The 23664-nt window shown below is 57.1% G+C and carries 19 protein-coding genes and 1 tRNA gene; 11 read left to right on the forward strand and 9 right to left on the reverse strand.

Annotated elements, in window-relative coordinates; translation table 11 throughout:
* Positions 1 to 6: 6 nt before the first annotated feature.
* On the reverse strand, positions 7 to 1317 hold the full coding sequence (locus MJO47_RS03215; protein ID WP_253959678.1) for a DNA cytosine methyltransferase: 1311 nt from the start codon (positions 1315 to 1317) through the stop codon (positions 7 to 9).
* A gap of 331 nt (positions 1318 to 1648) precedes the next feature.
* Between MJO47_RS03215 and MJO47_RS03220 the strand changes: the two genes are divergently transcribed.
* From MJO47_RS03220 to MJO47_RS03235, 4 genes are all read left to right on the forward strand, one after another.
* A complete protein-coding gene (locus MJO47_RS03220; RefSeq protein WP_253959679.1) occupies positions 1649 to 2326 on the forward strand; it encodes a recombinase family protein in 678 nt (225 codons plus the stop codon).
* 164 nt (positions 2327 to 2490) lie between these two features.
* Positions 2491 to 2793: a hypothetical protein gene (locus tag MJO47_RS03225; RefSeq protein ID WP_253959680.1), complete on the forward strand. Its 303-nt coding sequence runs from the start codon at positions 2491 to 2493 to the stop codon at positions 2791 to 2793.
* Positions 2790 to 3293 carry a toxin-antitoxin system HicB family antitoxin gene (locus MJO47_RS03230; RefSeq protein WP_253959681.1) on the forward strand — a complete coding sequence of 168 codons (504 nt, stop codon included), beginning with the start codon at positions 2790 to 2792 and terminating at the stop codon, positions 3291 to 3293. The genes MJO47_RS03225 and MJO47_RS03230 overlap by 4 nt, the downstream gene beginning before the upstream one ends.
* Positions 3293 to 3796: a hypothetical protein gene (locus MJO47_RS03235; RefSeq protein ID WP_253959682.1), complete on the forward strand. Its 504-nt coding sequence runs from the start codon at positions 3293 to 3295 to the stop codon at positions 3794 to 3796. The genes MJO47_RS03230 and MJO47_RS03235 overlap by 1 nt, the downstream gene beginning before the upstream one ends.
* A gap of 311 nt (positions 3797 to 4107) precedes the next feature.
* On the opposite strand, the gene fic is transcribed toward MJO47_RS03235, so the two are convergent.
* The gene (gene fic, locus MJO47_RS03240; RefSeq protein WP_253959683.1) at positions 4108 to 5220 is read right to left on the reverse strand and encodes a protein adenylyltransferase Fic; all 1113 of its coding nucleotides are present in this window, start codon (positions 5218 to 5220) and stop codon (positions 4108 to 4110) included.
* 447 nt (positions 5221 to 5667) lie between these two features.
* Here fic and MJO47_RS03245 point away from each other — a divergent pair.
* The 3 genes from MJO47_RS03245 to MJO47_RS03255 all read left to right on the forward strand — a co-directional run bounded on the left by MJO47_RS03245 (position 5668) and on the right by MJO47_RS03255 (position 8402).
* Positions 5668 to 5744: transfer RNA gene (locus MJO47_RS03245), tRNA-Phe, on the forward strand.
* 256 nt (positions 5745 to 6000) lie between these two features.
* The gene (locus MJO47_RS03250) at positions 6001 to 6468 is read left to right on the forward strand and encodes a DUF3015 family protein (RefSeq protein ID WP_253959684.1); all 468 of its coding nucleotides are present in this window, start codon (positions 6001 to 6003) and stop codon (positions 6466 to 6468) included.
* Positions 6468 to 8402, forward strand: a complete 1935-nt coding sequence (locus MJO47_RS03255) for a DUF4105 domain-containing protein (protein ID WP_253959685.1) — start codon at positions 6468 to 6470, stop codon at positions 8400 to 8402. The genes MJO47_RS03250 and MJO47_RS03255 overlap by 1 nt, the downstream gene beginning before the upstream one ends.
* A 23-nt stretch (positions 8403 to 8425) precedes the next feature.
* On the opposite strand, the gene MJO47_RS03260 is transcribed toward MJO47_RS03255, so the two are convergent.
* On the reverse strand, positions 8426 to 10849 hold the full coding sequence (locus MJO47_RS03260; RefSeq protein WP_213194643.1) for a DUF3536 domain-containing protein: 2424 nt from the start codon (positions 10847 to 10849) through the stop codon (positions 8426 to 8428).
* A gap of 204 nt (positions 10850 to 11053) precedes the next feature.
* Here MJO47_RS03260 and MJO47_RS03265 point away from each other — a divergent pair, with 204 nt between their 5' ends.
* Both MJO47_RS03265 and MJO47_RS03270 read left to right on the forward strand, forming a co-directional pair.
* Positions 11054 to 12619 (forward strand): diguanylate cyclase domain-containing protein, encoded by a 1566-nt coding sequence (locus MJO47_RS03265; protein ID WP_253959686.1) that lies wholly within the window; start codon positions 11054 to 11056, stop codon positions 12617 to 12619.
* 49 nt (positions 12620 to 12668) lie between these two features.
* The gene (locus tag MJO47_RS03270) at positions 12669 to 12887 is read left to right on the forward strand and encodes a dodecin (protein WP_155877504.1); all 219 of its coding nucleotides are present in this window, start codon (positions 12669 to 12671) and stop codon (positions 12885 to 12887) included.
* A 21-nt stretch (positions 12888 to 12908) separates the two neighbouring features.
* On the opposite strand, the gene MJO47_RS03275 is transcribed toward MJO47_RS03270, so the two are convergent.
* Together MJO47_RS03275 and MJO47_RS03280 are read right to left on the reverse strand one after the other, a co-directional pair.
* Complete coding sequence (locus tag MJO47_RS03275; protein ID WP_253959687.1) at positions 12909 to 13661, reverse strand: ThiF family adenylyltransferase; 753 nt, start codon at positions 13659 to 13661, stop codon at positions 12909 to 12911.
* Positions 13662 to 13665: 4 nt separating this feature from the next.
* Positions 13666 to 14490 carry a TatD family hydrolase gene (locus tag MJO47_RS03280; protein ID WP_253959688.1) on the reverse strand — a complete coding sequence of 275 codons (825 nt, stop codon included), beginning with the start codon at positions 14488 to 14490 and terminating at the stop codon, positions 13666 to 13668.
* A gap of 138 nt (positions 14491 to 14628) precedes the next feature.
* Between MJO47_RS03280 and MJO47_RS03285 the strand changes: the two genes are divergently transcribed.
* On the forward strand, positions 14629 to 16323 hold the full coding sequence (locus MJO47_RS03285; RefSeq protein WP_253959689.1) for a methyl-accepting chemotaxis protein: 1695 nt from the start codon (positions 14629 to 14631) through the stop codon (positions 16321 to 16323).
* 73 nt (positions 16324 to 16396) lie between these two features.
* On the opposite strand, the gene MJO47_RS03290 is transcribed toward MJO47_RS03285, so the two are convergent.
* From MJO47_RS03290 to MJO47_RS03305, 4 genes are read right to left on the reverse strand one after another with little or no spacing between them, the layout of a single operon-like run.
* Positions 16397 to 16588 (reverse strand): DUF2892 domain-containing protein, encoded by a 192-nt coding sequence (locus MJO47_RS03290; protein WP_253959690.1) that lies wholly within the window; start codon positions 16586 to 16588, stop codon positions 16397 to 16399.
* A complete protein-coding gene (locus tag MJO47_RS03295; RefSeq protein WP_253959691.1) occupies positions 16585 to 19803 on the reverse strand; it encodes an efflux RND transporter permease subunit in 3219 nt (1072 codons plus the stop codon). The genes MJO47_RS03290 and MJO47_RS03295 overlap by 4 nt, the downstream gene beginning before the upstream one ends.
* Entirely contained in the window at positions 19800 to 20870 is a 1071-nt protein-coding gene (locus tag MJO47_RS03300; RefSeq protein WP_253959692.1) for an efflux RND transporter periplasmic adaptor subunit, read from the reverse strand. The genes MJO47_RS03295 and MJO47_RS03300 overlap by 4 nt, the downstream gene beginning before the upstream one ends.
* Positions 20867 to 22192 (reverse strand): TolC family protein, encoded by a 1326-nt coding sequence (locus tag MJO47_RS03305; RefSeq protein ID WP_253959693.1) that lies wholly within the window; start codon positions 22190 to 22192, stop codon positions 20867 to 20869. Before MJO47_RS03305 ends, MJO47_RS03300 begins: the two co-directional genes overlap by 4 nt.
* A gap of 248 nt (positions 22193 to 22440) precedes the next feature.
* Between MJO47_RS03305 and MJO47_RS03310 the strand changes: the two genes are divergently transcribed.
* Complete coding sequence (locus MJO47_RS03310; protein ID WP_253959694.1) at positions 22441 to 23487, forward strand: TRAP transporter substrate-binding protein; 1047 nt, start codon at positions 22441 to 22443, stop codon at positions 23485 to 23487.
* Positions 23488 to 23664: the final 177 nt, after the last annotated feature.

Here is a 23664-nt window from a genome sequence, read left to right on the forward strand (position 1 = left end):
TATCTCCTAACTAAAATCCATTTCAGTTTGTACGAGTTTTTCAAGGTTTCTATATGTCAATTCAAGCGCAGGACTCATGCCGGAAGCCTCTGTAAGTTGGAATCCCAACAATCGTGGTGATACATGATGTTGGGTATCCGAGCGAGAAGAGCCAAACTTTCCGTCAACTTCTATAAGATGCTTAGCGAATATAGAAGCCATCAATGGAGGAACTGCATTCCCAATCTGTTGAGCCTGTGATGCGGAATTACCATGAAATTCGAAGCAATCGGGAAATGATTGTATCCTGGCACATTCTCTTAATGTGAGTGCCCTGTCATAGTGTGGGTGGATGAATTCTCTTGAAGCCGCACCCGTTATAGTAAGGCAATTTAAATTACCGAATAACCGCTTAATCCCCGACGGGGCACCGCCACGCTTTTCTGTTGGCGTTCCATCTTTAACTCTTCTGTTTGCACGTCGTTTAAAGCTCTCGTGCCAGAGTTCTTCTGGTAAGTCCTTCATTGTTTCGCCACATTTTAGTTGACTGAATTTGACAGTATCTTGCTCAGTTGTCGTGTGGTAATGCATTGTCACGAATTTAGACTGGTTATTCCTACGCATAAACGAATCGTAACGGTTCGAAGGGGTTTCTGATTCGTATCCTACAAGAGTATCTTTTGATGAAGAGGCCATACCTAATCCTGCAGTAGCCTCATCAAATGTTGGAGCTAATGGCTTTCCGTTTGATTTTTTTGATTTGCCAGATTTATAAGAGTGGGTTTCTTTTGGAAAGACAAAATCTATTCCGACCCTATTGCCGATAATAAGAACCCTTTTCCGTGTCTGAGGTAAGCCATAACCAGCAAAGTTTACTTTTTGTATTCGAATTGAATAACCGATTCTTATAAATTCTGAGGCCAAACCAACTATTGCTTGTCCACTGCCTGAAGTTAGAACACCCTCCACATTTTCAAAGATGAACCATCGGGGCTTAAGTGTCTCTACTATATTTAAATAACTGAAAATGAGCTTATTTCTTGGGTCATTAGCCTGTCTGTTCCCTGCTGTGCTGAATCCTTGGCACGGAGGACCACCAATAATAACGAAGGGGGATGTGTTCCCGGTTAGTGACTTAAGGTATTGTGGCTCTAGAGAGTTAATATCTGCTTCGTGGCAGGGGCTGCCAATGTTGTGGCGATATGTTTCACACGCATCTCGGTTAATTTCAATGCCAGCTATTGGCTTAAGTCCGGCCATGGAAAAGCCCAAAGAGAAGCCGCCAGCCCCAGAAAATAACGAGAGAACGCAATCCTCAGAATTTTTAATAATCATCATGTTATTGTAGTTTTAAGGCCTTGTGTCACGAAAGTTGTTGGCTGATGATAGCACGAACCAGGGAGAAGAAGACCGGATTCTTGCCTATCCGTGGGGGAGGATGGAGGGCAATGAAGCCCCTCATGATTGAATCGGCAGATAAGGTCTCTTCAGGGGAACTCAATTGCATATCATCCTTTTGCACATTCACCCCATGATTATCAGATAGTTGCTTTAATCTCAAGCGTGGCATTGCAACCAATTGCAAACAATCCTATTGACAAACCCAAAAAACGAGTGTATAAAAACAGTAAATGGTCATTTGCTGAATTTACACAGGGAGGTGTGAACCATGAACGGATACATTGCTTACTACCGAGTCAGCACAGACAGGCAGGGAAAAAGCGGCTTAGGTCTGGACGCTCAGAAGAAGCAGGTTCGTGATTTCATCTCTAACGGTAATGGCACTTTGACCGCTGAATATGTTGAGGTGGAGTCGGGCAAGAACAATGACAGGCCGGAACTTGCAAAGGCAATCCGTCAATCTCAGCTCACCGGCAACAAACTTGTTATTGCCAAGCTGGACCGCCTCAGCCGTTCCCTGCACTACATTACCTCCCTTGCTGAGAGCAAGGTTGACTTCATCGTATGTGACCTTCCAGGTTGCGACCAATTCACCATCAACCTTTACGGCGCTCTTGCTCAGCGGGAGCGGGAACTTATCTCTACTCGCACGAAATCAGCCCTACAAGCTTCGAAAGCTCGTGGGAAGGTCCTGGGTAGCCCTCAGAACCTCACTGAGGATGCAGCGGCTAAAGGGCGGGTCCTGGGGGTGGAAGCAAGGAAGCAGAAGGCTGATGAATTTGCCGAGAAGGTAGCCCCGATTATCAATGGTTATATCAATGACGGCCTGAGCCTGAACCAGATTGCACGGGAACTGAACAAGGACAACATCTTGACCGCAAGGGGCAAGGCAGGTAGCTGGACCCCAACGGCAGTTAAGAACGTGCTGGACCGCCTTGCAGCTTAACCGCTGCAATCAATTTCACCGAACTCATTTCTGGCACAAGCAGCCCTAGACAGAAAACGCTTGATTTTTTCAGTGCGTGACACTATATATGGTGTCTCATTTTGCGTTGGTTAAAATTTGGCTTTGATACGGGTTTTGATTTGTGACACTACATACGGTGCGTAATGTCTGGTAAACTAAAAGTAGAAAATGTCATCCAGGAGCTACAAGACGCAGGCGCATCAATGCGTTGCTCCGAGATGAAGGCCCTTCTTGAGTCGCTAGGGTTCACGGTAAAGGACGGCAAGAGAGGTGGGCACAAGCTATATTTCCATGACGCCTTAGATGGGTTTTACTCTGGTTCGTATAATTGCGAACACGGCAAGAACCCTGAGCTGAAAAGGACATATATAAACAAGGTAGCTAAAGTTCTTGAGAAGTACAAATCAGAACTTATAGAAGCAAACAACGGGGAGCCAAAAAAATGATAGACGCAGAAAAATACAACATTTCAATAAAGAAGATTACAGAAGACGGGGAAATTTGTTACGAAGCAAAAGTCAAAGAGCTTCCAGATATCGCTGAGTACGCTGACACTTTTCAGGAAGCCTATGATTTAGCTTTGGATTCGATAAACACTACTTATGAATACTTTGAGGAGAAAGGGAAGCCCTTTCCCGCACCTTATGTTTCAAATGAAGAATATAGCGGTAGGGTGACTCTAAGGACCTCAAAGACTCTTCATAGATTCCTGGCTGAAAGCTCTGAAGAGGAAGGTGTCAGCTTAAATCAGCACATAGTGAATATTCTGACTTTCTACTCAGGCATCTATGCAAATCCAATTAAAGCCTTCAACTGGTTTGCAGCAGACAACCCTAAGCAACAAAGCTATGAGCTTCAAGTCAAACCACAAACAAGAAATCTAAGATTGGTTCAAAGAAACGATAGAGTATTGCCACACCAAGAGAGTGTTGGCTGGAGACGATAATGAAGGAACTTCTAAAAGCTGCTATAGACTCCCTAGAAATTCAAGACGTATACGTTGCCGGATTTTATAGCTGGTTAAAAGAAGATTTTGACCCTAAATACTCCCTAGAGAAAGATGACCTCACTGTTCAGTATAAACATGTTGTAGAAAAAGCTGTAATTGCTGAACTGCGTGATGAAGACGAGGACAACGTAATGAGACTATATAAAGTTTTCATTACTCTAGGGGCGAGATGGGTACATGGCGACCTTGAGGAAGATGATGATTCTCAGGACCCAACTAACCCTGATGAGAAAATCAAGGCCCTAATAGAGGCTCATTATATTTTGGAATACCGAATGGAGAATGAGGTCGAAGAGGGTAGCTTAGACGCTTTTGCCTTAAACAATGCTAGCTATCATGTATGGCCATACTGGAGAGAGCTGCTGATGAATCATTGCCTTAGGATGAACATGCCTAAGCTAGCCCTTCCCACTTTGCAACTTGCTAGCAACCGCAAATAGCGTACCTTTTGGGCCTCAAACTGTGTGTAATTTTGGTGTAATCGTGCCAAGAAAACACAAGAAATCGGCAGAACCCGAAAGAACGAGACAGAACTGCAATTAATTGCAACAAGTTGAAATAAAAACAAAAAGTGCGATTCAGAGTCTCAATGAGGGTTTTGAAAATTCCTTCGGGTTATTCTGAAAATCCTCGTGTCGGCAGTTCGATTCTGTCCCTGGGCACCAGAAAAATCAAGGGGTTGGCCTACTCAGGCCAACCCCTTTTTCTTTTGACGGCATACTGGCAGATTCGGCAAGGAAGGCGAAGTTGCTCATGACGTCGGATAGGGGGGGAATTGGTTGCTGTCCTGCGACATCAGTCGCACCAGTTTCGTATGCATGAATAATTTCTCCTTGCCGGCGGCCTTTTCTTCCAGTACGCCAATATCCACCAGCTTATTCAGGTAAACCGAGGCCGTTTGCCGTTGGGCGATATCCCGCTCCACCAGCGAGCTGATGCGACAATAGGGTTGTTCAAAGAGTACCTGCATCAACTCGTGACTGTATATCTTAGGGAGCTGCTCTTTGACGTAAAGAGACGTTTGCTCCATCAACTCCCGTACGGCGGCAATTTTCAGACAGGTCCAGCGCGATACCTGCGCGACCCCTTCGAGCATGAAAAGAATCCACTCCTGCCACTGATCATCCCGTGTTACCTGATTCAGCAAGCGGTAGTACGCCGATTTGTTCTGCACGATATAGCGGCTCAGATAGAGTATCGGCAGAGTCAGCAGCCCCTGTTCGATCAGATAGAGGACATTGAGGATACGTCCGGTGCGGCCATTGCCATCGTAAAAGGGGTGAATGGCTTCGAACTGGTAGTGGCTGATGGCCATCTTGATCAGCGGGTCCAGATCGTCTTCGGCATGGATAAAGCGTTCCCAGTTGCTCAGTAGATCACGGATGATCGATTCACCTTCAGGCGGCGTATAGATCACCTCGCCGGTGGTCTGATTGCCAATAACAGTACCCGGCAACCGGCGCAGCTCCATGGCCTGATTCTTCAGGGTACTGCAGACCTCGATGGCGGTTGCGGTGGACAGGGGCCGATCCTGCAGTTGCCGGAAACCCTGATACAGGGCGGTACGGTAACGTAGCGCCTCCCGGGTGGCCGCATCGGCTTCACTTTCCCGCTGGGCGTGGCGAAACAGCTTGTCGGTGGTGGTCAGGATATTCTCGATTTCCGAGCTGTCTTTAGCTTCCAGCAGCGGTAGCAGATTGATCAACAGATCCTGGTCCGGCAGCAATTCCCCCGCCTGCTTGAGCTCGGCAAGGGCGGCGCGAGCCGGGATGCAGGCCTTGAGAATTGTCCGGGTTTCGACCGCTTCCACCGGGGGAGGCAGGGGCGGCAGGGTGTTGTAGGGGTGATCTGGCTGCCATTTCATCTTTGTAAATTCGCCTTTTATCGACACATTGTGGGTAGCCGGTCCACGATATGTCGATAATATCGCCATGTCAATCCCTCGATGTCGAAATAAATCGATTCTGTCGACATAAGATGCGCTGACGCCCGGTTAAGGTTCATGGTATCGACATGAGCGGATGGATGTGTCGATATAGTTGAAATTTGTCGACACGTCCCAACCGACTGCCCGCTCTCGTCACGCCTCTCCGTTGAAGGCTCGGGTATCAAACGGCATCGAAATTTGTCCCATTACCGGCATCTAATCTCGTTGGCTTGTAATTTTTACACTGTTGGGCCATGTGCTTATAGTGGGACAAAATTAACAGCCGATCAACATGCTAGCCCCGTAGTGATTCTTGACCCAAAATTGACGCGACTTTTGTCATTTGTTGCAAGTTTTTGCAACAATCTATCGCTGTAAGAAGCAAGTTTAATTGAATTCACAGTCACGAGAACCAACTGAAAATCCTCGTGTCGGCAGTTCGATTCTGTCCCTGGGCACCAGCAATAACGACGGGCCAGCGATTTTTCGCTGGCCTTTTTTGTTACCGCATAAAATTTTGCTGAGGCATTCCAAAGCACCTGACTTTTCTATTAAATTTCTACCATATTCGGGCGCCAGCCTTTACCGCGCACCGGACGACAAAAGCCCCACGGCGCAACAGGCAACGGAAAACAGGCTCTTGACTTTGCGCCTAAAGCAGGTTTAATTAGTCGGGTCCCTTTTCATTGTCCATTACATCAAAAAGGAGGTTTACACATGAAAAAAATTCTCGTAGCAACTCTGGCCCTTTCCCTTCTGGCCACCACGGCTTTTGCCGCCGGTCAAGCCGACCGAAACACGGGCTGCGGCCTCGGTTCCCTGCTCTGGGAAGGCAAAGCGGACGGCTCCGTTATCTCCCAGTCCCTGCAGGCGACCACCAACGGGACCTTCGGCAACCAGACTTTCGGCATCACCTCCGGTACCCTCGGCTGCGAGCAGCCGGCCAACATTATCAAGAATGACCGCGCCCTCGCTTTCACCCGCGACAATCTCGACCCCCTGGCTCGTGACATCGCGGCCGGCGGCGGTGAGACCCTGGAGACCCTTGCTGAGCTGCTGGAAGTTCCCGCTGCTGAGCGCGCCAATCTCTACAGCCGCCTGCAGTCCAATTTCGAGCAGATTTTCGTCACCGGTCAGGAAAGCAGCGCCGACGTGATCGACAGCATCATCACCATCGCGGGTTAATGCGTTTCGCTTTTCACGACACCGTACAGGCACCTGAAAAGGGCGGGCTCGGGATTTTCATTCTCCCGGGCCTTGCCCTTTTTCTGTGCCTGATTTTTATCGGCTCCGCCGTCCAGGCTGCTGAGATCAGCGCCGAAGGGCTGCGCGAACGCGCTCGCCAGCAGCAGCTTCACCAGGATCCCTACTGGCTTACCTTGCTGCACTATCGCCCCTCCCTGCGGGGGCTGGGCAGCCTGATCGACGACCCCGACTTCTTTGTGGCGGACAACGGCAAGTGGGACGCCCAGGCGGAACTGGACGCCACCCTGCAGGCTTTCTTTGCACCACCACCTATCGACCAGTCCCCGGCCCGCTGCCGTTTTCCCGCCCGCTATGAATGGCTGAAAGAACAGCTGGGGGCCGAGGACGACGATTTTCCTGCCGCCACCTGCAGTGAACTCGACGAGGCCATCGCCCAGGTCGATCCCCGCTCGGCCGTCCTCATCTTTCCCGGCACCCACAACAACAGCCCTGCCTCCATGTTCGGGCACACCCTGATCATCATCGAAGGTCCCTACAAGAGCCGGCTGCTCTCCTACGCTGTCAACTATTCCGCCTTTACGGATGAAACCAACGGCTTCGCCTATGCGGTCAAGGGAATTTTCGGTCTTTACCGCGGCTACTTCTCGGTTCTTCCCTACTATCAGAAGCTGCGGGAATACAGGGATCTGGAACGACGGGATGTTTGGGAATATCCTCTCGATCTTGACGAGGACGAGACACGGCGCATGTTCCTGCACATTTGGGAGCTGAAAGACATCTACTCCGATTACTTCTTTTTCGATGAGAACTGCGCCTATCAACTGCTCTTCCTGCTGGAGGCAGCCCGTCCCGGCCTGACCCTCATCGACCACACCCGCCCCTGGGTCATCCCCATCGACACGGTACGGATTGTTCGCGAAGAGGGATTAATCGAAGCGAGCCTTTACCGTCCCTCCAAAGCCACCCGTATCGCGCGGATCGCCGCGCAAATGAGTGACGAGGAGCAAAAGACCACCTTGAGCCTGCTCGACGGCAGCATCGCGCCGATGGAACTGGCGGAGGCCGGGCTAAACCAGGCGGCTCAGATCCGGGCCCTGGACCTGGCCACCGAATCGGTCGAATTCAGCTACTTCAAAAAACAGCTCGGCCAGGACGAATACCGCTCCCGCTACATTGCCTTGTTGACCGCCCGCAGCAAGCTGGGACCGGCCAGCCCCGAGCCCGACTGGCAGGAGCCCGTGCGCCCCGACCGGGGGCATGGTTCCAACCGTTTCAGCCTGGGCACCGGTTTTCGGGCCGACGACTATTATCTGCAGGCCAAAATCCGTCCGGCCTACCACAATTTGCTGGATGCCGACGCCGGCTACATTGCTGGCTCGCAGATTGACTTCGCCGACCTGGTGCTGCGCTACTATCCCGAGGACAACCGGCTCAGACTTCATAACCTCAATCTCATCGAGATTGTCTCCCTGTCGCCACGCAGCCGTTTCTTCAAACCGATTTCCTGGAAAGTGAAGACCGGCCTCATTCAGCGGCCAGCCGATGACGGCGGCGACCATCTGGTCTACGAGCTGTCGCCGGGAGGGGGATTCAGCTATGGCAACGATGCCGTGCTGGGATACGGCATGGTGGAGACGGAGCTGCTGGTTTCAGGACACTTTCGCGACAGCTTCGCCCTGGGGGGCGGTGGTTCCCTGGGGGTGCTGGTCAACCTGGCCGACCGCTGGAAAGTCCATGCCGCCGCCCGGCACATCTGGCACGAAGCGGGTGACCCTCACCGCAGCGCCGAGGCCCGGCTGGACCAGACCCTGGTCACGGGAAGATCCAGCAGCCTGACCCTGAATCTATCCAGGCAGAAGGTCCATGGACGCTACCTGACCGATGCTGGGCTGAACTGGAACTTCTTCTGGTAGGCGGCTTAAGCCGCCGCCCCTCTTCACCGAAGCCTCACCTTGAGAAATCCGGCCAGCTCTTCGAAAGAGGCCAGCCAGCGACGCGCTTTCTTGTCGCCGGCCGCCGCCCGCCGTTCCATCTCCGCCGTCAGCGTTCTGTGCAAGCCGAAACAGATGTTCTGCGCCTTCCAGAGGTCGACCTGGAGCGGGGGCCGGGTCATACAGGCCGCCAGCTCGACGGCCGTCTCCAGACGGTCGGGATCTTCCTCTTCGCCCGGCAACCGTTCCAGCTCGGCGGTCAGTCGACGCTCCGCCCGGTAATCGAGCAGAGGCTGTTCCAGGGCTAACCCTAACAGCTCGATTTCGGCCAGGGTCTGCCGGAATTGGTTCGCCTCAAAGGGTTCCTCGTCCAGCATCGTTCGTAATTGCCTGTTCAACACAAAACCGACAGGCAAAGCCAGCTGGGACGGCGCCGGCATGTCGATGCCATGCAGAAAGCGCATGAGGACGTAGTGTTCGTCATGGACCTCCTGAAAAGATGTCTCGATTTCCCGCAGCGTCTCGCGCAGAATCTTGTCCATGACCAGTCTCTGATCATCTCGAAAAAGATGCTCCAGGCCAAAGGTTCCCTGCGGAAAGAGGTGGTCCAGCAGGCGGAGAACCCGAGGGATGTCTCCTTGTCGGAACGCCTCGACCACCTTGTCTGCCGCGACAGCCGTTTCTCCTGCTTCGGCTGAGCTTCTTACGCCGGCCACCAGGCTGTGTCCGCCCAAATAAAGCGCGTGGAAGGTAAAATCCCCCTCCTTGCGGGTCGCCCGGGAGCGGATGACGACACGGCCGCAAGCCAGCTTCATCTTGCCGGCCCGATACTCGTCATATTGTCGTCTTTGCGTCGAATAACTGTACATTTGCCCGTCGGCACCAGCCTGGAAGAGGGAAAGCATAGCGTGGTGGGCGGCGACTCGGGCCAGGTCCACCCGCATGGGCTTGACCGCCTGACGATAGATGGTGCCGCCGTCCTGCCAGGCTGCCACATTGCTTCGCGCCGCCCCGAGCCGCTGGATAAAGGTCTCCTCCAAAGGCCGGGCACCGATATCCTCGGCCAGCTGCAGGGCGCGACTGGCGTAGGCCAGAACCTGCACCGTCTCTATGCCCGAGATATCATTGAAGAACCAGCCGCAGCTGGTGAACATCAACATGGCGTGGCGCTGCATTTCCAGCAGCGCCAGAGCCTTGGAGCGCTCCGCCACACTCAGCCGGTGAACGGCCTGGGCATCCAGCCACAAATCGATCCGGTCTTCGGCCGGGTCGAGCAGCAAGTCGATGTAGTGGTCCCGGCTCTGCCAGGGGTCACGTAGAAGCGCTTTGCCTTCCTGTTCAAACACAATGGCCAGCTCATCTCGCAGCCAGTCCAGCGCTTCGCGCAGCGGCCGCCGCCACTGCTGGTTCCAGCCCGGTTTTCCCCCCGTGTGACAGCCACAGTCAGACCGCCAGCGCTCGACACCGTGGCTGCAGCTCCAGGACGAGTTTTCCTCGATTTCCACCTCATGGGTCGGCGGATGTTTTTCCAGGTATTCCCCATAGATCGTCACCCGAGCGAACCGGGAGGTGTCGACGTGACGCAAGGCATAGGCCAGAGCCATCTCGCCAAAAAGATGATGGTGCCCATAGGTCTCGCCATCGGTGGCAATATGGGCCAGCTGGGGCTCGGCCGACGAGACCAGGGTGCCCGTCAGGCGGTCGGCCAGGGTCTCCCCGCGCTTGAGCAGATCGGAAAAAGCCACTTCCTGGGCAATCGCGCCGTCATAGAAGAAGATCGTGAGACTTTGCCCGTCCGGCAGACGACAGAGATAGGGGCGGCGCGGATCGACTCGACCGCCGCGCACATCCTGCCAGCGCTTTTCGGTGAGGCCCTTCACCCTCGCCGCCTGGCGGGGGGCCAGCACGGTAAAGCGGATGCCGTTCGTAGCCAGCATCTGCAGGGTTTCCAGGTCGACAGCCGTTTCCGGCAGCCACATCCCCTCCGGCTTCCGCCCGAAACGATGGCGAAAGTCACGGATCCCCCACAGGATCTGGGTCTGTTTGTCACGACGATTGGCCAGCGGCATGATCAGGTGACTGTAGGCCTGCGCCATGGCCGCCCCGTGGCCGGAAAAACGCTCTTGGCTCAGCCGGTCCGCCTCCAGAATGGCCGCATGGATTTCGGGCCGGCACCGCTGAAACCAGCGCAGCAAGGTCGGCCCAAAATTGAAGCTGATGCGGGCATAGTTGTTGACGATATCCTGAATGTAGCCTTCGTCGTCGAGAATGCGAGCCGCCGAGTTCGGCTCGTAACACTGTTCGGTGATGCGCTCGTTCCAGTCGTGGTAGGGCTGGGCACTGTCCTGCTGCTCAATGTGATCGAGCCAGGGGTTTTCCCGGGGGGGCTGATAAAAATGGCCGTGTATGCATAGGTATTTTTCCATCATTCCCATCTGCCGTCTTGAAAGTTACCGTCCGTTGCCTCTCCTGCATTCTAACAGCCCCGCCCGCCCCAGCAAGGCGAAGAACAGAACTCACGAGACAACCACGATTTTTCTTTTATTTAATGCGGACTTGTGGCAGTATCCGCTATTGGCGACAAAAATGCTAGGGTATACGCCTTGCTTCAACCGGTTCCAAAGGATAGAGAGATGCCACCCCTTGATCGTTTTATGAAAATAAACAGTAAACACTATGCATGCACTCTTTTTACCCTGGGCGGGGCCCTCCTGCTCTGTCTTCTGACCCTGGCCCATGAATATTTCCTGCACCCTGAACCCATTCTGTTCAGCCATCTGTGGATTTCCGGCCTGGCTGGCGGCCTGATTGGGGCTTGGATCGGCAGGCGCGGCCAGCTGGCGCACGGTACCTTGGATTCCCTGCGGGAAAGCGAAGAGCGCTATCGCGATCTCTTCGAGAACGCCAACGACCTCATCCAGTGCGTCGGCGCCGACGGCCGCATCCTCTATGCCAACCGCGCCTGGCGGCAGACCCTGGGCTACGAGGAGGAAGAACTACGCCATCTGAACATGCTCGACTTTATCCACCCGGACAGCCGCAGCCACTGCCTCGACATTTTTCAACGCCTGCAGGAGGGGCAAAGCGAGGCGTGCGGCGAATTTCAGTTCATCAGCAAGGACGGGCGCGCGATCAGGGTCGAGGGCAACTGCAACTTTCGCTTCGAAAACGGGCGCGCGGTTTCGTCCCGCGGCATCTTCCGGGACATCACCAGCCGCCATCAGATCGAAACGGCCCTGCTCGAAAGCGAGGAATCGCTCTCCCGCTCTCTCGCCTTTACACGCACCATCCTCAACAGCATGAACGATGCCATTGCCATCATCGATGTGGAAGACCGAATTCTGCTGGGCGCCAACAATGTGCTGCTTCAATCCCTGGGCAAAGAGGAGCATGAAATTATCGGCAGAAAATGTGCTGAGATCACCTGCCTGGGTTCAGCCCCCTGCGACGCGGCCGACAAGCCCTGTCCTCTGCACCTGGTGCTGGAGACCGGCGAACACTGCCAGGTCGAACATGCCTACCAAGATCAGCAAGGGCATCTCCGCTATGCCGAAATCTCCGCCTCGCCCGTCAGGGACAAGGAAGGAAAGATCGTCCATGTGGTGCAGGTGAAAAAAGACATCACCCAGCGCAAAAACGCCGAACTGAGGGTCAAGCAGCTGGCCTATTTCGATTCCCTCACCGGCCTGCCCAACCGGCTGCTGCTGCTGGACCGTCTGAGCCAGGCCTTGGGCCGGGCCCGGCGGGACGAACTCAAGGTGGGCGTCCTTTTTCTCGACCTGAACGGCTTCAAAGCCATCAACGATACCCTCGGCCACGAAAAGGGAGACATGGTGCTCAAGGAAGTTTCCAGACGGCTGAAAAGCTGCGTTCGCGCCACGGATACAGTGGGGCGCCTCGGCGGCGACGAGTTTGTCGTGGTAATTGCCGGCATTCAGGACATCGAAGTCGTCCGGGAGATCGGCGCCAAGATTCTGGACAGTCTCTCCCGCCCTATTTCCCTCGACGGTCTCAACCTTTCGGCCACGCCGAGCATCGGCGCCGCTATCTTCCCCGATCATGGCGCTAACGCCGGCTCTTTGCTGCGTGTGGCCGACCAGGCCATGTATCAGGCCAAAGAGATGGCGAACGACCAGATCCTCTTTTACGATCCCGCTGGCGAGGCGGCTGCCCAGGCCCCGGCGCTCCCTTTACATTAGTCCGGCAGCTGATACTATTGCCCTAAAATCCGACCAGAAGGAGGGCATCATGACCTACGGCGCAGAACGGACCTACAAGAAGGTAGAAGTCATCGGAGTTTCCGGCCAAAGTATCGAGGCGGCCATTCAGGCGGCGGTTGGCCGCGCCCACAAGACGCTGGAAGGCCTCTCCTGGTTTGAAGTGCAGGATATTCGCGGTCATGTCGGACCCGACGGACAAGTCAGTGAATACCAGGTCGTCCTGAAGGTCGCCTTTGAACTGAAATAGGATGGCGGCGGTCCGACGGGCTCAGGGCTCTGCCGACAGCAGGGCGCGGATGACTTCGCCGGCCATGGTCATGCCGAAAATAGGCGGCAGGTAGGAAGAGCTCCCCAGTAGAAGCTTGGTGAAATCCGGCGTGCCGCGGCCATCGCCCCGGCCGCCGATGGCTGGCAGCTGGCCCGGCGGCGGCTCATATTCTTCTGTCGAATAGACGACCTGGATGCCGGAGGTGATGCCGCGACGCCGCAGCTCTTTGCGAAGGACTCGCGCCAGCCGGCATTTCTGGGTGTGAAAGAGGTCGCCGACACTGATTTTGGACGGGTCGAGCTTGTTGCCGGCCCCCATGGCCGAGATGACCGGCAGTTCCCGCTGGCGACAGCTTTGCAGCAGGTGCAGCTTGGACGTAATCGTGTCGATACAGTCGAGCACGTAGTCGTATCCCCGGCTGAGAAGTTCTTCCGCCGTGGCGCTGTCGTAAAAGACCTTCAGTGGCTCCACCTGCACGGCCGGGTTGATGGCCTCGCAGCGCCTGGCCATCACGGCCACTTTGGCCTGACCCAGCGTGTCCTCCAGGGCATGAATCTGGCGATTGATATTGCTGGGATTGATGACGTCGAAATCGACCAGGGTCAGGCGGCCGACACCGCTGCGGGCCAGCGCCTCCACGGCGTAACTGCCCACGCCGCCGACACCGAACACGGCTACGGAGGCCTGGGCCAGCCTCTGCAAACCTGTTGATCCTACGAGAAGTTCCAGCCGACTGAAACGGTGTTCTTCCATTGTTTTAGGACCATCCTTTCCTGCGAAAATACGGTTTCCCCTCTTCCTTCTGTACCAGATTCAGAATGCGCTTGGCATTGGCCGTGGTAGTGACCGCGGTTTGTGCCAGGGTCCACCCCCTGAGATGCGCCACCCGCTCTGCAATGAGGGGAAGGTAGGAGGGGCGGTTGTCCTCCTGTCGGTGAGGATGGGGGGAGAGATCCGGCGCATCCGTCTCCAGCACGATCCACTCCTCCGGCAGCGCCGACAGCACCTCGGGCCCCCGCCGGGCTTCCGGATAGGTCAGGGGACCGCCGAAACCGATGGCGAAATGGAGCTTTACCGCCTGCAGGGCCGTTTCCCGGCTGCCGGAAAAGCCGTGAAAGATCCCGCCGACCTTTTGGGCGTCTTCCTGGTGCAGAATGTCCAGCAGACGCGCGGTGGCTTTGCGGCAGTGGATGAGCAGGGGCAGTCCCGCCTCGACCGCCAGGCGAATCTGGTGCCGGAAGGCTTTTTCCTGCTGTTCCGGCGATACCCCCTGAATAAGGCCGTCCAGCCCGACCTCGCCGACGGCGACGACGGCAGGATTCGCCAACAGCGCGGCCAGCGCCTTGGCCACCCCGGCATTCCAATCGGCGGCCGCCAGCGGATGGACACCCGGCGCTGCCAGGGCCTCGGGAAAATGGCCGACGGTTTGCAGCAGTCGCGGCCAGTCCCGGGGATGCACGCCGGGAACCAGAAAGGCGCCCACCCCGGCCCTACGGGCCAGACGCACCTCACGCTGAATCATCGGTTCGTCGCCGAGGGCATCGAGATGGATATGGGTGTCGAAGTACACCGGTTCGCTCATGGCGCCAGATGCTATCACAATGGGGGGCTCGGCGAAAGATTCCTTTGTTTTCCCACTTGCCACATGCGCCTTTCTATGTTAGGTCTAACAGACTGAAATTGCGCCATTAACGTCATTTTTTCTGCGAAAGGATTTTCCATGGACCCCTTGGGAACCCCGCAGTTTTCCACCATGAAAAAAGTATTTCTCATCACCCTGTCCGCCGGGCTGGTGGCCGGGGCCGTTTTTCCGCTCTTTGCCGCTTTGATCATTGGTCGGCAAGCGGTCAGCCTGCCTTTTATCGCCGCCTGCCTGTGCATGGGGTTGACCCTCGGCGTCCTGATCTACCTGTTCATCCGTCTTACCCTGCAGAAGATTTTCCGCCAGCTGCTCAGTCGCCTTCATCCCCTGGCCGGTGGCAATCTTCATGTTGAGGGCGACACGGTGGAAGCCCTGAATGGAGCCGTCGAAAAGGCGGTCTGCAAAGCCGAAAAGCTGGTCGACAATCTGCTCTCCTCCGTCGACGAGATCAACTCCCTGTACCGCTCCATGGCCGAATCAAGCCACTATCTCTCCGAAAGAGCCCGGGAAGGACTGGCCGCCGCCATCGATACGCACCGGGACGTGCAGTCCATGGATGACAAGCAGCAGCAGATCACCGAGCAGATGGAAATTCTTTCCCATCGCACCCAGGATGAATCCGCCCTGTCCCGTCAGCTGTTCGCTTCTCTCGAGCAGATGTCGACCGCCATCGACCATTCCACGGCCCAGTTCATGGAGACAACGACCAGCGTGGAGGAAATGGCGGCCAGCGTCAAGGAGGTCGCCGGGCAGGCGGAAGAAATCTCCCGCGCCGTGGAAGAAACCTCCCATGACCTCGATTCCATCGGTGACTCCCTGGCCAAAATTCACACCGGGTCCCTGGCCAGCGCTCAGGCCGCCAACACGGTCAGGAAGGATGCCGAAGACGGTCTGCGAGTGGTACGGACCTCGATCGAGGAGATGGAACGCATCGACCGCGAAAGCCAGAAAACCCGGGAAGCCATGGGTCGTCTTTCCCGGCAGACCGGCGACGTCGTCAAAATTATCGAGGTCATCAAGGAACTGGTTTCAGACACGGAACTGCTCGCTTTCAATGCCGCCATCATTGCCGCCAAGGCCGGCGAAGAAGGCAAGGGCTTTTCCGTCGTGGCGGAAGAGATCCGCGACCTGGCCGACCGGACGACCACCAGCGCCACCGATATCCATCACATCGTCAAGGCCATTCAGGGGGACACCAAGGAGATGACGGAAGCGGTGGAAGCGACCAGCAAGCGGATTTCGCGGGGGAGGGAACTGTCCCTGTCCACCGGGGAGGCCCTGAACAAGATACTCAAAAGCTCCAGCCAGGCGGCCGACAGTTCCGACGAAATCGCCAACCTGACCGCCCGTCAGGGCGAACGGGCCAAGGCCCTCATTCATGAAGCGGGAGCGAGTCTGCGTTCCGTCAGAGCCATCGCCCGCGCGCAGAATGAGCAGCAGATCGCCATCAGCCGCATCATGGAAGGGGTCAACCAGATGAATGCCGCCGCCGTACAGATCCGCCGGGGCATGGAAGAACAGGTCAAGGCCAATCGCGAGTTTGACCGCAGCCTGGCCGAGCGCGAGCAGCAGTTTCTGGCCATCAACGAGGCCGCGCGTTTTCTGCGGGAGACCTCCACGCGGGTTTTCGCTCACTTCGCCCGCTCCGAACAACGGCTGCGGGGGAACGCCGACAAAGGCGCCGCGCTCTCCAGAGAGATCCACAGCCTGGAGGCCCTGGTTCGCAACCTGCGCCAGCTGGCCGATGCCTACCGGCGTGATGACGAAGACTAGAAGCCAAACCGCCCACACCAAAAAACCGGAGATACCCTCGAGGATATCTCCGGTTTTTTATTCGCCGACAGCCTTACTTTTCCGGAACGCCCAGTTTGCGCAGAATGGTCATCAAAGGGCACCAGTTGGTGAAAGCGCTCTGCAGCAGGTTCAGCCCGACAAAGGCCGTAAACCACAGCCAGTGGGGCGAATGCACCCGCGACAACACCAGGCTCAGCAGGATAAAAAACCCCGCCGCCATCCGCAAATATCTGTCTACTGTCATGATCTGTATCTCCTCTCATGTTGTTCGGCGTTTTTCCCGTAAACCAGCCAGTACACCACCGGGATCACCACCAGGGTAAAGGCGGTCGACGCAAAAACCCCGAAGATGATCGACCAGGCCAGCCCGGAGAAGATCGGATCGAGGGTGATGATCCAGTTTCCCAGCAGGGCGGCGCCGGCTGTCAGCAGAATGGGGCGCAGCCGCACGGCCCCGCTCTCGATGATCGCTTCTTTAAGGGAAACGCCTCGCTTGAGGGCATGGTGGATGAAGTCGATGAGAATGATGGAGTTACGCACCACGATCCCGGCCAGGGCGATCATGCCGATCATGGCGGTCGCCGTGAAAAAGACCGGGTTGTCGTAGCCCCCGACAGGGCGGTCCATGATGAGGTTCAGCAGCCAGAAGCCCGGCATGATACCGATCATGGTCAAGGGGATAGCGCCCATGATAATCAGCGGCAGCACATACGAACCGGTCTCAATCAGCAGCAGGATGAAAATGAGGATGAGGGCGGCGCCAAAGGCGATGCCCAGATCGCGGAAGGCATCCACGGTGATCTTCCATTCTCCCTCACCGCCCCAGACCACCCTGGCCCCCTCGGGCAGGGGGTTTTCCTTGAAATGCGAGGAAAGATTCAGGATCGCATTGACCGGACTCTTGCCGGCCATTTCGCCAAAGACATAGACGACCCGCTCCAGGTTTTTGTGATAAATGGTCGGTTCCAGTACTTCCTCTTCAAAATGACCGAGTTCGGACAGGCGCACCATCTTCCCCGAGGGGGTCCGAATCTGCAGTCCTTCGAGGGCTGCCAGCGAGGAGCGTTCGTCCAGGGGGAGACGCAGCATGATGTGCAGTGGGTGCCGCTCACTGGGCAGATGGACTGCACCGACCTTTTCCCCGGCCAGCGCCAGGGCCAGCGTCTGCGCGATCTGGGCGTCGCTCACCCCCGACAGGGATGCACGGGTCCGGTCAGGCACGAACTGAAAGCGCCGTTGCGGAGCCTCGACGGAATCGTCCACATCGACGACCTTATCCTCCGTGGCCATGCGCTCCTTGACCAGACGGGCGGCAGCGATCTGTTCAGCGTACGACAGGCCCGGCTCCGCATACACCTCAGCCGCCAGGGTGCTGATGACCGGCGGTCCCGGCGGCACCTCGACAAGCTTGAGCAGGGCTCCGTGGGCGGCGGCGATACGGGTCAGATCGTCCCGCAGCCGCAGCGTGATGGCATGGCTCTGCTGTGCCCTACGTTCCTTGTGGGCCAGATTGACGCGGATATCGGCCAGGTTGGGCGCTTGGCGCAGGTAGTAGTGCCGCACCATGCCGTTGAAGTCCATGGCGCTGGCCGTACCGACATAGGACTGGAAATCGGTGACCTCGTTGACCGTCACCAGGTAGTCTTCCAAAGCGCGCACCGCCCGATCCGTCTCTTCCAGCGTGGCCCCTTCCGGCAGATCGACCACCAGCTGAAACTCGTTCTTGTTGTCGAAGGGGAGCATCTTCAGCGGCACCAGGTTGAAGGCCGGCATGGCGACCGAGCCCAGAAAGAGCAGCACTACCAGGCCCACCAGCAGCCAGGCACGACCGCGGGACTCCAGAAAGGGGAGCATGAGGCGGCGATAGACCCGGTAGATGCGGCTTTCTTCCAGCACATACTCTTTTTCCTGCTTGCCGTACTCCCCCTTGAGGACATGGTAGGTCATCCAGGGTGTCACCGTAAAAGCCACCAGCAGGGACATCACCATGGTCAGGGGCACGTTCACGGCCATGGGCCGCATATACGGCCCCATCATGCCGGTGATGAATAGCATGGGCAGAAAGGAGACGATGACGGCCAGGGTGGCCAGAATGACCGGCGGGCGGACCTCATCCACAGCAGTCAGCACCGCATCGCGGGGGGGCTCCTTCTTCATCTTGAAGTGGCGGTAGATATTCTCCACATCGACGATGGGATCGTCGACCAGCAGGCCGAGGGCCAAAACCAGGGCAAAGAGGGTCACCCGGTTGATGGTGTAGCCGAACCAGTAATTGACCAGCAGGGTCAGCGAATAGATGATGGGAATCGAGACGGCAACGATGAGGGCCTCCCGCCAGCCAAGGGCAAACAGGATGAGCGCCAGCACCGTGACAATGGCGATGACCAGGTGTTTGATGAGCTCGTTGACCTTGTGGTTGGCCGTTTCACCGTAATTGCGCGTGACCCGCACCTGAATCTCGGCGGGGATGATTTCACCCCGCATCGACTCCACCGTCTCGATGACCTCCTCGGCCACCCGCACCGCATTGGTTCCCTTCTGCTTGGACACGGCGATGTGCACGGCCTGGTATTCCGTACCGCGATCGGCCCCGGGTTCCGCCGGGCCAAAGCGCAGACGGGTATAGCTTTTGACTTCCTCCGTGCCATCATTCACAGCGGCTACATCCCACAGAAAGACCGGTTTGCCGTTCTGGACGCCGATAACGAGATCTTCCATCTCGGCGGCGGAGTTCAGGAACGTGCCGCCGCGCACGAGGATTTCCTCGTTATTTTGTTGAAAGGAGCCCGCTGGCAGATCGAGGTTGGCAGCTTGCAGAGCTCTTTTCAGATCCAGCAGATCGAGACCCCGTGCGGCCAGGGCGCCCGCATCCACCGCGACCTGCACCTGCCGGGAGCGCCCGCCGATCACCGAGGTCACCGAGGTGTTCTTAACCGACTGCAGACGGTCCACCACTTCTTCAGCGACGCGGCGCAGATCGTGGTCGGAGAAGGTCTCCGCATAAAGGGTCAGGTTGACGATGGGGACATCATCCACCTCCACCGGTTTGATGACCCAGCCGCTGACCCCCGGCGGCACGATATCGATGTGGGTGATGATCTTGTTGTGCAGCTTGACCAGCGAGTCGATACGATCCTCGCCGACATAGAACCGCACGGTGACAATCGCCAGATCCGGCCGGGACATGGAATAGACGTACTCGACCCCGTCGACCTGCAGCAGCAGCTTCTCCAGGCGGGTGGACACCTGTTTTTCCACTTCTTCGGCGCTGGCGCCCGGCATGTGCACGTAGACATCGGCCAAAGGCACCACGATCTGCGGCTCTTCCTCCCGGGGGGTGAGCATGAGGGCGGCGATACCGGCGATGACGGACAGCAGGATAAGAATGACTGACAGGTTGCCATCCAGAAACTTGTCGACAATCCGGGTCGGCAGGGAGAGCTTCTTCTTCGCCGTCATCGCTCCTCCTCCACCCTGGCCCCGTGGCTGGCTTTACCCACATTATCGGCCAGGACACGTTCGCCGGCGGATAGGCCGGAGAGAATCTCCACTCTATCCGCGAACTGACGGCCGGTTTTAACCAGACGGTAGTGCAAAATGCGGTCTTCCAGCACATAGACTCCGGCCAGCTGCCCCCGTTGCAGCAAGGCCGAGCGGGGGATGAACAGGCTCGTGCGTTCCGTCCCCGGCACAAAAACCCGCGCGAACATCCCCGTGGTCAGTCCCTCTGCGGCGCCAAGTGTTGCTTTGACCTGAAAGGTGCGACTCTGTGGATCGGTCGCCGGCAGCACTTCGGTCACCGTCCCATCCAGCTGTCTGGACAGGGAAGGGATTTCTACCCGCACCGGCGTGCCGGGAACAAAGCGGCCCCGATAGGATTCGGGCACTTCGACCCTGACCCGCCAGGCGCCGAGGCGTTCGAGTTCGAGCAGAGGGGTGCCGGGCAGAATCGTGCTCCCTGCCTCGACCAGGTGTCTCAACACCCGGCCGTCATAGGGGGCCGCAATACGGGTGTTGGCCGCGGCGATTCTGGCGGCTTCGACCGCGGCAGCCGCCGCCGCTTTTCCGTCCCGGGCGACACGCAGGTCGGCGGCCACCTGATCCAACTCCTGCGGGGTGACCGCTTCTTTTGCAGACAATTTCTGATAACGATCGAAGGTTTTTTCCGCCAGCTCCAATCGGGCCGCGGCCATCCCTAGAGCGCCTTCGGCCTCCTGCAGTTTTCTGCCGGCCATATTGTCACCGATAGTCGCCAGCAGTTCGCCTTTTTTCACCAGGCTCCCCTCTTTAGCGGCCAGGTGTAAAAGACGCCCTTCGGTACGCGCGGTCAGCAGCGCCCGATCCGAACTCTCCACGGTCGCCACCAGCGCCCCCGAATCTGCCGAAGTCGACAGCGTCACGGCCTGAAAGGGCAGGCCCTTCAGGATGGTCGCTTCCCTCTCCGTCTGCCCGGGAGGGATCTCCCCGCCGCAGGCCGCCAGAAAAAGAAGGGTCATCGCGCTGCAATAGGTCGTCAGTTTTTTCACGGATTCATCTCCTCGGAAGGCAGAAAGGTTTGCAAAAAGGTGCCTTGCTGAAAATGGCGGCTGGCCAGGGAAAAAATGAGCTGGGCCTCGGCCCTGATGGTCTCCAGGCGGGTTCGTTCGACCGCCGTCTGGGCCGCCAGTAGGTCGGCCATGTCCGTCAGCCCGACCGCGTAACGCTCTTGCAGAAGCCTCAGACTCTCGGTGCCCTGTTTCTCACTTTGGCGAGCTGTCTCCAGGTTGAGGCGGGCTTCCTCAATGCGGCGCCCGGCTTCGTCCCTCTGCTGAATCGCCTGCCGGATCGCCTCCTCGCGCCGCCACTGGATGGCTTCACGGGTGGCTTCGGCCCGACTCCGTCCCTGGGAGCGTCGGAAACCGTCAAAAAGCTCCCAGGTCAGGCCGGCGTGTAGCATCCAGCTTTCCGCCTCCGTCCCCAAGGGAGTCGAACCGTCGTGGAAGACATAGGAGGCGCCAAGCCCTACCCTGGGGAGATAGGCGGCCCGGCTTTGCTTCACCGCCAGCCTGGCTTCTTCTTCGCGCAGAGACAAGGCCTTGAGATCACTCCGCTCCGGCGCCCCCACCGAGGCGGGAGCGTCGAAATCTTCCGGCTGCAGGGGACGGCCCAGGCTGACCTCGCGGCCATCCCGTCCCAGGGCCAGAGCCAGGGCCTGTTGCGCCTGGGCGACATCGTTGGCGGCACTTCGCTCCCGACGCCGCGCGTCCGCCAGAAAGACCGCCGCCTGCAAAGTATCGGCCTTCAACCCGAGCCCTTCTGCTTGACGCGCCTGCGCCAAACGGTGCACCTCTTCGGCCTGACGGCGCGCGCTGGCGGCCCAGTCCTGCGCCCCCATGGCCTGCTGCAGACCCAAATAGGCGCGGAAGAGGGCAAACCCCGCCTCCTCTTCGGCCCAGCGCGCCTGCTCATTGGCGGCAGCGGCCCCCTTTTGGGCCCGCCGATAGCCATAGGAGACGTCCGAGTCATAGAGCACCTGATTCAGGTCAAGCCGTGTTTCAAAATCCCGACGGTCGTCAGGGTTATTGTAGTAGTCGGCCTCCCGAATAATGAGATCCTCCTGGTTCAGGCTGATAAAGAGGCTGCTGCCCGGTTCATTGGTCCAGGTGAACCGTTCGGAAAAAGTCAGCCGCGGAAGATAACGGCTGCGCGCCTCGCCTGCCGCTCCTGCCGCGGCTTCGGCGTCCTTGCGGGCCGCCTCGGCGAAAGGCCGTTTCTCGATGGCCTCCTGCAGGGCCGTGGGAAAATCGAGAGCTTCCGCCCAGAGGGTGGCGGGCCACAACAACAGAAACAGGGATATCACGATGGGCATCAGAATCACCTCTCATATATTCAGAAAAAAATATATATCTATTTTGCAATCATTAGTCAAGGCCCGCGCCTCATGAATCGTATACTTTTAAAAATATCCAACTTTCTACTTACTTCAAGCGGGCTATCTCCCCTTAGGCCCGTCGGTTTTTCTGTCGGTTTTTTCTTGACCACCCCCAGGTTAGGCTTTAGTCTTCTTGACCATGGCTGTTTGTTGCTGCAGTGTCCGACCATGAAAAGGGGGTTTCTATGAAAGACCATGTGCGACTGATCCTGCCTCTTGTTCTGCTCTTTCTCTGCCTGACCGGCACCCTGGCCGCCGCCAGTCAGCAGGAACTGCTGGACCAGTGGAAGCCGAAGTTCGATCCCAGCGGAGCCAAATACACCTATATCCTTTCCAACGTGGACCATCCGGCCATCGAGGGCATTGCCGTCGGCTATCACATTCGGGATCGCCTCTGGGAACGCAGCAACGGCCAGATCTATGTGGACTTTCGCCCCTTCGCCCAAATGGGCGGTGAGAAGGATGTCATCAGCAAGCTGAAAATGGGGGCCGTGCAAGGGATGCTCTGTTCCTCGGTGGCCGCTGTCAATGTGGCGGGAACGCTCGGCATCGTGAATCTGCCCTTTGTCATCGACAGCTTCGACAAACTGGAACGCTTCCGCAACGAGCCCGAACTCTTCGGCCCCTTCAGCCAGAGCGCCGAGGCCCAGGGGGTCAAGGTGGTTGATTTCACCGGCTACGGCACCTACGGTTGGGCTACCACCACTCCGGTCCGCACGCTGGCCGATGCCAAAAACACCAATTTTCGGGTGGCCCAGGCCCCGGTCAACGCTGACAGCTACAAGGCCTGGGGCCTCAAGTTTACCGTCATGCCCTGGCCCGATGTGCCGCAGGCTCTGCAGACGGGCGTCATTACCGGCCTTGACCACACCCCCATCGTCTGCAATATTACTCACAAGTTCGATGTGGCCAAATACTTTACGCGTCTCGACTATGCCCAGGGTCTGTACATCCACCTCATGAACAAGAAGTGGTTCGAAACCCTCCCCGTCGACCTGCAAACGATCATGCTGGAAGTCATTGCCGAAGAGAGCGCCAAGGCCCGTGCGCTGACCATGAAACAGCAGGATGAGCAGATTGACGCCGCCAAGGAGCAGGGCGTCGAATTTATTACCCTGTCTCAAGCCGACCGCCAGCAGCTCATTGAACAGAGCGAACCCGTTTACCAGAAATGGGGCGAAAAGATCGGTGTCGATTATCTGAAAAAAGTGCGCGAGACGCTGGCTCAATAGCGCACGTTCATCCCTTCTGACAAGCCCCCGGGTGGCAGGAAGACCCTTTTTGCCGTCCGGGGGCTCATTTTTACGTTTCACCTCCCCAAAAAAGTTTCCATACCTTCAAACCTACTGTTTTTACGAACTTTTCATCCAAAATTTCTTTGCTTTAAAACAGGGTTTGTAATAGCATGA

The sequence above is a fragment of the Desulfuromonas sp. KJ2020 genome (assembly GCF_024197615.1).
GTDB lineage: Bacteria > Desulfobacterota > Desulfuromonadia > Desulfuromonadales > SZUA-540 > SZUA-540.